At 40.7% G+C, this 567-nt stretch carries 1 protein-coding gene; it reads left to right on the forward strand.

Features of this window, described 5'->3' with window-relative positions:
• Positions 1-567 (forward strand): phage adaptor protein (locus K3248_RS09350; protein WP_220716983.1); only part of this gene is annotated, 567 nt, incomplete at its 5' end.

Consider the following 567-nt stretch of genomic DNA (forward strand, 5'->3'; position numbering starts at 1 on the left):
CAAATCCAAGAGAGTATTTTTGCTGCTATTCGTTTTTGCGAGCGGGAAAGTTTTTACTTTAACGAAAGCCGTGATGTTGTGTTTAATACACAAGCGGGAAAAGCTCTTTATGATGCAAGTGATACCCCCCACCTTGAAACGGCAGTCAAAATCAAAAGCGTTTATCTTTCTTCAGATCAATATCACAAGGTTGCCTTAGAACAGAGAAGTCCTTTTGCGTTAGAAGCTTCGCTTTCTTCAGCACAGCAAGGAAGACCTGTTTGTTACAGTTACTTTGATAGGAAATTGCATCTTTATCCCACACCGGATCAATCCTATCAGGTTCAACTTATTCTCTCTCCAATGCGCTTGGAAGAATTAGAGAATGCGGATCAAGAACATCCATGGTTTGTGCACGCGTTTGATTTGATTAAGGCGCGTGCAAAATATGAATTGTACAAGAATATCCTTAAAGAGCCCGATTGTGCAGCCGCGGCTTATAATGATTTTAACGAACAGTTGCATGCCTTGCGTGCAGAAACGTCAAAACGTCATAACGATATCAGAATCATTCCAACGGATTTCTAA

Source organism: Bartonella raoultii (assembly GCF_019659805.1).
Lineage (GTDB): Bacteria > Pseudomonadota > Alphaproteobacteria > Rhizobiales > Rhizobiaceae > Bartonella > Bartonella raoultii.